This is a genomic window from Pseudoalteromonas sp. S16_S37, assembly GCF_014694405.1.
Classification (GTDB): domain Bacteria; phylum Pseudomonadota; class Gammaproteobacteria; order Enterobacterales; family Alteromonadaceae; genus Pseudoalteromonas.
Genome location: NZ_JAAUWV010000015.1, coordinates 70,638 through 82,212, shown reverse-complemented (window position 1 = coordinate 82,212; position 11,575 = coordinate 70,638). Strand labels below are relative to the sequence as shown.

Genomic DNA, 11,575 nt, shown 5'->3' with positions numbered 1-11,575 from the left:
TTACCTCGTAATGTCCCCGACACCGCTTTATGCATGGTGTCTTCACGAAGTTGGTTTACATCGAGCTTATTGGCATTTAAACGTAAGTCTTCAACTTGGCCAGCATAGATAGCATCGTGGTATTTATATTGGTCTGGACGACCCGTAAGCCCCGAACCGATAGAACCTGCACGCTGCTTTCCTGATTCACCCGATTGAATAGCCTCGAAAAATGCCTTGCTTCGAGATGCGTTGATAAAGTCAGTGTGTGTATACCACTCACCAGCAATAACATCTTGCTTTATCCATCTATCGCATCCCATAGGGTTATAGCTTGGGTGATATGCACCTTGGTTTAGGCGCTGAACTAAAGCGATTGGGATGCCTAATGGTTTGGTATTGCCATGACTCAACGCGCCCATCGTTGTGCCTTCACCTTCAGCAACCCCGTTATCTTGTTTAGTTAATACCGTATGAGCATGCCCTTTCATTACAAACACTTTTGTCGTGATTGAATCTGATGAGCCTTGTGCAAACGTGATACGTTGTCTATCCGCAATTGCCCACTCTGTTGTTATCTCATGAACCGAGGGGCGCAATTCATTCCATTGGTCACCATAACCTTCAACTACCCTCACCCGATAACGAACTTGAATATACGCATTCGCTTTAGGGTCAAAGTAGATATTGTGCTCTGGCTCTCCTAAAAACACCGCTTTTTGAACATCTGTGAGTGTTGACCATTTAACACCATAGCCCTTGGTATTTTGGTCCCACGCACCAAACGCTGAGTAGCCTTGTGCCACTAGGTTGTTAAGTAGTGCTATACCTTCATAACTAGTTGCCCCGTATTGCACATTACCTAATGGGTAAACCACATCTTTATCGGCAATTTTCTCATGCCATGACTCTAAAAATACCAGGTCTTTACGTGAGGTAATGACCTTGTTTGTCTCAGTTTCAGACGCAAACGCGACTTCTGCATTGCTGTGTTGAGTCACTATGCCTGTGGCTGAGTCGTAGGTTTTAGTGCCATCGGGGGCTGGGGGGAAGTTACAGCTTACAATACCGTATGGATAATCGACCGACTGAAGCTCATGGGATACGCCATCAATCAGCACATTTGGAAATGGGCTAGACGATTTATCTGTACCAACCCAACCACCCACTTTACCTGAACGCCCTAGGTTCAATTTGTTTTGGTATTCCCACATGCCATGGTTGACTGCGTTAATTGTAGAGTCACCGTAACCCCACTCAACAAACCCACTCCCCGCATATTGCTGCTTGCGCATTTGGCGCAGGGCATCAAACTGGGCTTTAGTCATAACATCGGGGTGCGGATTCACGCTTTGCGCTTGTTCTACCAGTGTTTTTAGTGTCGGTGTGGCGTGTTTATTGCCGCTTTGGTCGGTTAGCTCAACCGTGCCTTGTTGGGTTTGCCAATCCGTCATGGCTTTGGTGTTGGCAGCTAATGTATCGTGCGTACCTTGGTATTGGCTGTTTAATTGCTCGTGCTTGTCGGCCACATTTTGTAATGCGGTGACAGCACTGGTTAGTTCTGTCGTCATGTTATTACCTATTAATCATTGATATTAAGCTGGGAATAGTTGGTTGATTTGCTCTGTTGTCAGTGTGTTATCTAATACTGCACCGAATGCCGTAGCGATATTGCTGTTTTGCTCCGATAGCGTTTTAACGCTCAGCGCACACAGTGCCATACTGGCTTTGCTGTGCAGTGCGCTTAACTCTGCCGCTTGTGCATGTCTGCTCACTTGCTCTGAGGTTGTGAAAACGGTATTTGCCAGTGTTTGTGCATGGGCAAGTGTTTGATGTGACTCAGCTGCACGATGTGTAACAGCATCAACAGCTAATGTGCATTGATTGCTCGCAGCCATAGCGTTGTAAGCATAGCGCTGAGTGTTTTGCTCTATTGCTACTGTTTGCTGTGTAAACTGCTTGGCCGTTTGTTCAATACTGGCTTTGGCATTGCTTGCTGTAGACTCAATTGCCTGTTGCTTTTGCGTAGCTTGCGTTTGGGTCTGCTGCGCTGAACTGGAGATTTGCAGCTGAGCATTGGCCATAGAAGCATTGAGCGTGCTGCTTAGAGTCAGTAACTCACTTTTAAGTTGTTCAACCGCTGTTTTATCAGCGCTGACTGTTTGTGCATCACTGTGTGTTTGCGACTGCGCGACTGTACACAACGCCGCTGCGGCTTGACTGTGGGCTTGGTCTAAATCCACCTGCTGAGCAGCTTGCTCAATATCGGCTTTGAGTGAAAACACCACTTGTTGCGCTGCACTTACTTGCTGTACTTGTTCAGCAATCGTATTTGCATGCGTATGCACTGTAGCATGCGCCGTGACCACTTCATCATGCTTTGCAGTCACGCTATTACTGGCCGATATCACCTGTGGGTAAACCGCATCAAACTGCGCAATACGTGGCTCAACTGTGGCTAAACTTTGTTTGTTGGCCTCAATGGTTTGAGCCATGTTGGCTAAGTCAGCGCTTGCCGTCATAGCCACTTGAGCAAGCTCTGCTATTTTTGTTGGCGTGGGTATCGCGTTTTGCTCGCCCAAGAATGTGGTGATTGGGTAGGTGTCATCGGTGCTTGAGAACCAGCCCGTTAACTGGCTCTCGCGTTGATGCCACTTGGTTTGTAAATCAGCAATGCCTTTGGCAAGTTTAGCCGTGGTTGTGGCAGTAAAGTTTTGCACTAAACCGTAACCTAGACCGCTTGCGCTAAACGTAGGCATAAACGGCTTGCCATCGAGCATAGCGACACGTAACTGGGTGTCGCTGACTACTTGCGACACTTGCAAAATCATATCTTGCGCGTTGGCATGAACATAAAGCAAATCACCCACTTGTGCTTTGGCCACTCGTTCAAACAGCGTGTTTGTGCCAGTGATGATTGCGTTGTTTTGTTGTATTGAGATTGTGCCTATGGAATAAGCCATGATTAACCTCGTTTATAAATAACGGCGACCTGTTTTACTTGGTCGGGAGAGTCAAATGTGACGTTGTGACGTACTTGAGCGATGGTGTAACGCTCTTCACTTTGTGTTGGTTGACGCATCCCTTTGCCAGGCATGGAACTTGAGCAGATCAGGTCACCAGTTTGTAAATTGCCACCTTCGCCGCAGACATTCATTGCGCCTTCACCACCTGCGTTGATATCAGCAATGTCATAGAGATAAGCAAGCTGCTCCCACTCTTCAAAACCAATTAATCCTGCAGGCTGAAAGTCAGTTAATTTACGACGCAGTGCAAATACACCACGTACCGTGACATCCATTGGCTTATTTGAGATCTTAGCGGTACAAATTGCATTGGAAATATCAGCAATATGCATAAGTTCATCATCACAAATAATATCTCCCTCTTGAGGTGATAACTCTTTAGGAAGCAATGTTTCATGAGCTGATGTATGAGGCCCTATCCTTCCCGACCCCGCATACATGGCCCAATCACCAGATTCCACATACAACCCAAACCTTTTGGCACTGGCATAAAATGCGGTTGCATGATCTTGAGAATAAATTCCAGTACTATCTAATGCTCCATTGTTCCAAATATGTAGCTTTCTGCTAAACAAGCGGCCATTTACATTCCAATATCCATTAATAGCACCTGACTTTTCAAGAATCAGTTGACCTGATTGTGCGCTGATTTTTCCACTGATTCCCGCATCCCACGTACATGAGCGTAACGTTGCATTATTTATAGTTCCACTGGTTGCATAGATACTGCCCGAGAATGAGCCACTCGTTGCGCTGACGTGTCCCTTAAACGATCCACTATCAGCTTCTACTCGTCCTTTAAATGTACCGCTATTAGCATACACGTTGCCGGTGAACGACCCACTCGTTGCGTTAACATGCCCAGTGAACGACCCGCTAGTCGCGTTAATATGCCCGTTAAACTTATACTTACCCGCGCTGCTATCAAAATACACCGCACTGTTATTGCTGTTATCGAGTAACTCAAAAACGCCCGCTTTTATGCGCATCCTTCCAGGTGTTATCGTGAGCCCTGTTACATGGTTATTAACGTCTACACCAATTGAAACCCGCGCATCTAGCTGCCCCAACTTATTAGCATGTGCCGTCATTTGATTAACTACGCTTGCTGTACCACTGGGTGTTGACACGCTTACATTGCGAACAAAATTTGCCAAAGCGCTGTCGTTGTCAGATTTAGTGAAATAAACTTCGTTTAACCCTGCAAAGTTCTTATTTACCTTGCTTTCTAATGTGCTGACTTTGGCTGTTATGGCTTCATTAGCAGCACTTTTCGTATAGTAGTTGTCCGTGATTATCGCGTGATTGTCGTTATATTCTGCGCGAAGTTCACTGGCCTTTGCTGAAATCGCATCTTCGGTACGTACTGCGGTATAAAAGGTCTGGTTCAAATAAGCTAAATTATCATCGACCTGCGCTTTTAACTCAGTCTTTGCTTGAGACACTGCGCTTTCTGAGTCCGCTTTGGTGATGTAGTAGGTTTTAATTTCAGCGTGATTTTCATCCACAGTAGAAGTTAGCTGCGTGATTTTAGTTGAAATAGCCTCTTCAGTTGTTGCCAGCGTTTGGCTTACTTCAACTATTTGCGCTTTGTTATCTTCAACCTCAGATTTAACCGTGCTTATTTTGGTAGACAGCGCTTTTTCAGTGTTAACCAGTGTTTGGCTTACATCCGTTATTTGTGCTTTGTTTTCGTCAACCTCAGATTTAACCGTACTTATCTTGGTTGCCATCGCTTCGTTTTCAGTCGCTTGGGCTGCTACTGCTTCGCTGATAACCGCGTTGGTTGTATCGGTCTTTTGCTCTAGGAAGAGTGTGCTTGTTAAATCGGCTTCAAAAATCTGCTCAGCGTTTAAGGCCTGCTCTAGAACCGAGTTGGCAAGCTCATCAATTTCTTTTATCTTCTCTTGTGTTTCTTTTAACTCATTAACACTCAGCCCAGATACAGAAAAAGCTTGCCGAACTACTTGCAATTCGTGACGTGCTTCAATAATCAAGTTGCTGGTGCCCTGAGCCAAAAACTCAATTACCAGCTCACTACCTGTTACGTTGTCCTTTTCTTCACCTAAAGTACCATACAGCACACCATCATCGCTTAACTCAACTTGTAAGGTTTGAAATGCTAACTCTTGTTGAGTTTGCAAATCTCGAAGTGATACGCGAACTTGGTTCACTATGCCCTCAGGCTGCCAACCAACACCCATACCTATCCAATTTGGGCTTTGGCTCATCTCAAATACAAGCGCGGTGCTGTGCTCATAAGTTGCTAAATCGGCAGTTTTAACATCAAAACTCTTCCATTGGCTTTTGCCTGCCGCATTTAAGGTTCTAACACGTCCTTGGTAGCTTTTTGAAGGTAGTAATGAAGAAACGGTGAGCACTTGAGAGATGACGGTTTTTTGCTCACCTTCCCCTGCAAACTGCCACTCATAGTTGGTTTGCGTGGATGCGCCTGTTGTAGTTGCATACAGCACAACACTTGTCGGTGTGAGCGAGGTGATTTCAACAGTAGGTACCGCCGGCTCTGCAACAGTAAACAACAAAGTCGCTGCGCTACTTCGATAGCCGAGTATATTGACCGCATAAATACTGATTTGGTACTCACCTGCATCCAGCGCTAACGAGATGTCATGTAAGGTCGTATTACCTGATTTTACAACTTTGCCATTCCTGCGAACTTGGTACTCAAAGTCATTTGACGCTGATTGCCATTCAACCTTTAGGGTATTATCCTCTCCTACACTAGCTTGTAATCCTGCTGGGGCATCCGGCTTTCGTGAGCGATATACGGTATCTTCGATGATTGTTTGTGGTGCACTCGGCTCCCATGAAAAATGACTGGGCTGATGCTCAACTAAGCTTAAGTCAACTTCGCCACTGCCATTAAGCACCATATCATTGAGTACAAAAGGCTTTTTATCAAACCCTAGCAACTCATCACTAACGCGAATAACGTCACCAATTGCCAGTAAAGCCGCATCATCACGAGCCGTAAATTTAATGCTTAACTGTTCACGACTTTTACGCGCAATAAACTCCGCAATACGCTTTGCTTCATAGAAGCTGTTGAGCGTTTCAATTTTTACTTTTTTGGTTAAACGAATGTCGTTGTCTTGGGCTAACCATTGCGTATCAATCGCACTGCTTGGCTCTGGAAATACAGCATCTTGTAGCTTGCCATTGCGCTTTTCATCATAGTACTGAACCGTTACTTGGTTGTAGCGATCCTTTTTTGAGGCATCGTTAACCTCAATATCACTTACAATGGTTTGTTCATTGGCCTCCCATGATACCGGCGCCTTATTTTCTTCAAGCACTAACGTTAGTTTGCCATTAACCACAGGTAAGCTGGCGCGCATCGAAGCCAAAAGCATTTCACAATTGGCTTTTACTGATTGACTGGTATTAAGTCGCACATTGGAGGTGTACAACGGAATTGTTGCTCCCCCTTCATAGCTCTCTACCTGCAAATCACAAATATTAGCGGCACGTTTAAAGCTTTCGACATCTAAGTCTGAGCTGGGTAACCCTTTACCGTAACGCGCATTGGTTAAATAATCATATAGTTGCAGCGCAGGGTTAGAAGTAACATTACTTTTAGTTCCAGTTCGCACATCATGGATACGCGTTTGTTCAATGTCTGCGGTAATGTTTGGCCTTGAAGTAAAAACAGGGTCGTCAGCGCCCATCTCTAAACGTACATAGCTATACAACAAGCCTTCGGGTAAGTTTCTGTCAGGAGACCAGCCGCTAGCGTTTAAAAGAGGGTCAGAATAACGCTCCCCCTTAATATCAATTGTATAAGCCCACCAATGTGCTCCCTCATCATGGAACTTATCAGATGTGATTGGCTCATCATCAATGTAAATCTGCTTTACTGTTGCACCGTTTGCTTCACCCCAAACAATGATAAGGTGAAGTAACTCATTTTCTACATCATTTCGCACCGCATCATTCGTCGCGCGGTAGATAATCGTGCCGCCTGTTCTTTTTACTTCTCCATAAAATACAGGTATAGCAGCGTCAGTTGCAGGTGCTGTAAAATCGACCCCTTGTACTTGCTTTTGAGGTTGCGGCTCTAAATCGACCCCCAAAATCTTAAAAAAGCCGCTAACGATATTACCTAAAAAACCCATGCTATGGCTCCTGCTGCTGGTTGTTATTGCGCTTATTTCTCGGTGCTTCAAAGCTCGATTTGGCAGAACGAGACTTCACCGTGCCATCACCTTCTTTACCCCAAGGTACTGAATCTGTTAAGAAAGGCGTGTGCTCAAACGGATCGGTATTAGGAAAAAACTTCTGATGACTTGCGGTATTTGTTTGCCGACCTGCGGATTTTTCAAAATCGGCCCAAATAGAGCTGACGGTAAAGCTCATGGTGCCAGAGGAGTTCATATCCATTTTTGAAATCAGCCCTTTGTACAAAGACAAAGCCCCTACAGGTGCATCCGTGATGATCAGCTTGGATAACTCAACACGACGGTTCATCCACTTTTCACCAAGGCCTAATGCCACAACGGCTGAGTCCAAGGCATTAAAATTAAGCTTTAAATCACCAATGCGAATACCGCTACTATGTTTTACCGAGCTGAAACTTTTTAGCATGCCAGCAAGGTAAATGTTGCCACCATAGCTAATATCTTCATCCGCATCAGTCATATATATTGGACCCCAATCGAATTGGATTTTCAGTAAATGGCAAAATTGATAATCACCAGCGAGCGCTTGTTTTAATGCTGTAGACATTATTGCGTTACCTCCACCAGCTCGATGCTCACGGGAATGGGTCGGCCAGCTGAAATAGAGATCTCAGTGTCATCATCATCGCTGTACACTAAAAACTGTACATTTTCGCCACATTGAATCGCGCTGTTACCCGCCACATTCGTTTTCAACTTGGGATAAAAGTGAATAATGTCTGCATCGCTATTAAACCCCGTAACCTGATATACCTTGTGGTGACCTAAAAACTGAATAAAGTCACCTGCTGAAAATGCCACGCCTTCTCCTTTTGCAGACACCGCAACACGTACCGAGCTCTCACCTTGCGAAATTGACTCTGCAGTTTTTGCACTCAACACGCTGCCAATTTGTGGCAGCGGGTTTGACAACTTGGTTTTTTCAAATACCCCATCTAAGCTTGCCACTTCTGCATACACCGCCATGGCCTCTTGATAAGGCATCGCCGTTGAAGTGAGCTTAATGCGCCACCTTTGCGGTTGGCCGAGCTGACGTACCTGACGGGTAAAACTGTATTTGTTTTTAGTAACGAGGCTTTTTGTTTCTGAAGAAATTTTGGCTTTTGCAATTTGTGTTAATGCGGTTAATCCCATTCTCCTGACTCCATTGCATAACGTACATCTTGCATGATTTTGGCGCGCTCACGCTTCATTACTTGCGCAACGCCGTCACTATCATTGGCATTGATGACGTAATTAAATTTGACTGATTTATCGATGTTTTGTGGTGTTTGTTCTGCTGCACTATTTGACGTATTCAACCCTGCGGTGGTGCGACGGCTGGTGACGTTAATCGGGCCTGCAATAAGTTCAGGCCCATATTCACCCACTAGGCCGATTTTACCGGCGGGGATCAGACCACCGTGGTCATAGGCGCCTGAAAAATTTGCCCCCTTTATGGTACTCATAACCGATGCGCCCGTAGCGGCTACCCGTGCCATTTCAGCAATATTCGCTGGAAAGCCAAGCTCATTAGCACGTGCAATACCTGTGGCAATACTCATGACACCCTGGGTTATGCTGAACGCTTTAGAAACAGCATAAAGACCCTTATAAGCTTTGGATTGCTCACCAGCATAGTTCTTCGCCAAACCACTCATCTGGCCAAAAAACGAACTGGACGCACCTAGCTGACTTTGCATCCTATTTTGTTCTAGCTGCTCTATCTCTTGATTCTTCTCGGCTTCGCTTTCTACCTCTAAATCAGCTTTCTGATCATTAAGAGATTGTAATCTATCAAGTTCTTCCGAGCTTTTTTCTTCAAAGCTATCTAGGTTACCTGACTCGTCTTCTTCATCTTCTTCACTACCAAATATGTCCGTGATTAAGCTTTTGCCAGACTCAAATGCGCCCACTGTTGCACGTATTGCTTCTTCTACATTTTCGGGGTTTGTTAAGTCACCATTGAGCGAGTCACCCAAATTTTGCAACTGAGACATAAAACCTGAAGCTTCACTGGCAAGCTGCGCATTTTTCTGCCTTTCAAGCTGAATAATCTTTTCATGGCGCTTTTTAATTAAGTCTGTTTGAATTTGTGTTTGCTGATTTTCTGAGCTTTCTACTATTCCACGTTGACGCTCGCAGCTTTGTGTCAGCAGCTTTTCTGTTTCTTCGGCGTTTTTTTGCGCAGATGTATTGTCACTTTTTGGGTCTAATGCGCTAACAATTGTTTGCACATCATTTTTTGCCCCTGCGTTAGTTAATCCAGAGCTTGCTTTTGGACCTTTTGCAGGTTTTAAACCAATTTCAGTATTGTTTTTAGCGTTGTTATAGTTGTCAGCATAACTTTGCTGCTTCTCATCATATGCTTTACCTAACTTATCTCCCTCATCAAGCTTTTGGTAAAACTCTTTTGTAAGCGCTTCTCTGCGCTTTTGCATTTGCTCTTGATAGCTTTTAAACCGATCAGAAAAACTGCTGCTTGCAAGCTGCTCTTTCTTTTCTGGGTCATTCTCCTTCAGGTTCTGAAGCTCTTTATCTCGATTTGCTTTATTTTCTGCTGCCTGATTCTTCTCTTGCTCGTAGTCGAAAGAGTCGTGAAATGGATTAAGCTTACCAACCGACTTTTTAAACTCTATATATAAAGACTCAGAGGCTGAAGTGACACCATTTTTAATTCCTTTTAGTGCGTAACCTGTCGCACTATCAAAACGATCCATCCAATGATTGAACTCTTGACTCGCCATACTAATAGCGGAGCTGACAGATTCTGGAATTAACACATAATTTAAGCTGAGCTTTAATAGCCCTTTTTCAGTTGTCCCTCCCCAGTTTTCTAGCGCTTTGGCGAAGAAACCAGTCGTTGCCCCTAAAGCCGCTTCAAGCTCATCACCCAGTGTAAACTTATAAAGCATACTGAATCCTGATTTTAATGGCCCAAGGTATGCGTCTACATATTTTCCTAACTGACCCGAAACAAGCGAATCATTAAAAGTGTCGAGTGCATCTGTTGCTGTCGTTAGTGATGATTTAATTACATCACCTAGACCAGCATTACTTATATTTAAAAAGAGCTCATTCCATTCAGACTGAAAGCGCTGAACACGCCCTCCCATCATATCCATTTGCTCAGCCATTGCCCCAGCAAAGTTGCTTTGCGCTAACTGGTTAAAATACTGCTGAATACTCTCCGTATTATCCTTGATGTTGGTCGTTACACCGTTATACGTAAGCGCTAGTCCTTCTTCTGTTGCTTTCGCGTTGATCCCAAGGTTAGCAAAAGCGGTTTCCTGTGTTTTAGCATTCAGAGAAGTTGCATTGATGACATTGCTTGATACATCTAACAAACTCATCCCCATGGCACTGGCAATATCACCATAGGCAGTCATCGCCTCTTTAGTAGGTGTTAACCCGTTGTTGTAAAGCGCTAAAAAAGCGTTGGTGGTTTGCTCAATACCATGTGGCGTTGCTTCTGCCATTTCTTTGAGATTGTGGAAAATCTCTTTGCTTTTTTCAGAGCTCGCTGCAACAACATTGATTCTCGCTTCAAGCGCTTCAAATTGAGACGTTACAGCTATCGTTTTTTGACCTGCTGCAACCACAGCATCAGCTAACAACAATGGAGCCCCGGCAGCACCTGCAACACCTTTTGCAAAACTGCCTATACCCGCAAGTGATTTTTTAAAAGGTGAGCCTCCAACTTTTTTATTACTGTCAGCACTAACACTGCTACTTGCTGAACCGCTAGCGCCCATAGACGAGTTTAGATCTTTACTTGCTTTAATATTCTTTCGAAGTTGATCTTCTAAAGCTGCAAGTCTGCCTTTGGCTTTGTCTGAACTTTGCTCTAGTTGGCTAAACGACTTACCCGCTTCTTTTCCAAAGCTTGAAGCTGATTTTTTTGCGGTTTTAAAATCTTGATGTAGCCATATAAGATTTTTACTTGCACCTTTTATATGCGATAAAAAGCCCGCTAGAGATTTTTTAGCCCAATCTACATCATCGGCAAAATCAGACGTTGCTCTTGCGGACTTTTTTACTTGCTCTTCAAGCTTTGAGAGTTCACGCGTTGCGGTGGTGGTTTCTTTAATTAGCAACGATAGGGAAAGCTCAGCGTTAGTTGCCATGCATGACACTCCAATAAATTCGGTCTATTGAGCGCAAAAGATCGACCTCCCAGGAGCGGAGGTGTTTACGCGTTAGAGATGACCAGTGGTAAATTTCGGTAAAATTGAGAGGTTTGTCGCTTTTCAGCTCTAAGTACCACTGCCATAAATAAGCCAGCTCGTCTGGCTGAGCAACTTGCTCTGCCAGTTCGGCTGGCTTGTGACCTGTGGTTTTCCAGACCTGTTTAAGCGCTTGTTTACGGGTTAAGCGTGCGCCTTTAGGTAT

The 11,575-nt window shown here is 44.5% G+C and carries 7 protein-coding genes; all 7 read right to left on the bottom strand.

What is annotated here, in order from left to right; genetic code table 11:
* Positions 1–1,550 (bottom strand): hypothetical protein (locus HC733_RS09480; protein WP_190364801.1); only part of this gene is annotated, 1,550 nt, incomplete at its 3' end.
* 24 nt (positions 1,551–1,574) lie between these two features.
* Positions 1,575–2,942: a hypothetical protein gene (locus HC733_RS09475; RefSeq protein WP_190364800.1), complete on the bottom strand. Its 1,368-nt coding sequence runs from the start codon at positions 2,940–2,942 to the stop codon at positions 1,575–1,577.
* Between the two features lie 2 nt (positions 2,943–2,944).
* On the bottom strand, positions 2,945–7,141 hold the full coding sequence (locus tag HC733_RS09470) for a phage tail protein (RefSeq protein WP_190364799.1): 4,197 nt from the start codon (positions 7,139–7,141) through the stop codon (positions 2,945–2,947).
* A gap of 1 nt (position 7,142) precedes the next feature.
* Complete coding sequence (locus tag HC733_RS09465) at positions 7,143–7,751, bottom strand: baseplate hub domain-containing protein (protein WP_190364798.1); 609 nt, start codon at positions 7,749–7,751, stop codon at positions 7,143–7,145.
* Positions 7,751–8,338, bottom strand: coding sequence for a hypothetical protein (locus tag HC733_RS09460; RefSeq protein WP_190364797.1), 588 nt, complete (start codon positions 8,336–8,338; stop codon positions 7,751–7,753). The genes HC733_RS09465 and HC733_RS09460 overlap by 1 nt, the downstream gene beginning before the upstream one ends.
* Positions 8,329–11,310 (bottom strand): hypothetical protein, encoded by a 2,982-nt coding sequence (locus HC733_RS09455; RefSeq protein WP_190364796.1) that lies wholly within the window; start codon positions 11,308–11,310, stop codon positions 8,329–8,331. The genes HC733_RS09460 and HC733_RS09455 overlap by 10 nt, the downstream gene beginning before the upstream one ends.
* The gene (locus HC733_RS23625) at positions 11,300–11,575 is read right to left on the bottom strand and encodes a phage tail assembly chaperone (protein ID WP_446727635.1); all 276 of its coding nucleotides are present in this window, start codon (positions 11,573–11,575) and stop codon (positions 11,300–11,302) included. Before HC733_RS23625 ends, HC733_RS09455 begins: the two co-directional genes overlap by 11 nt.

Excerpts from the sequence above, each read along its gene's own strand:
- HC733_RS09475 (WP_190364800.1), bottom strand. The coding sequence starts at position 2,942 with ATGGCTTATTCCATAGGCACAATCTCAATACAACAAAACAACGCAATC.
- HC733_RS09465 (WP_190364798.1), bottom strand. The coding sequence starts at position 7,751 with ATGTCTACAGCATTAAAACAAGCGCTCGCTGGTGATTATCAATTTTGC.
- HC733_RS09455 (WP_190364796.1), bottom strand. The coding sequence starts at position 11,310 with ATGGCAACTAACGCTGAGCTTTCCCTATCGTTGCTAATTAAAGAAACC.
- HC733_RS09460 (WP_190364797.1), bottom strand. The coding sequence starts at position 8,338 with ATGGGATTAACCGCATTAACACAAATTGCAAAAGCCAAAATTTCTTCA.
- HC733_RS09470 (WP_190364799.1), bottom strand. The coding sequence starts at position 7,141 with ATGGGTTTTTTAGGTAATATCGTTAGCGGCTTTTTTAAGATTTTGGGG.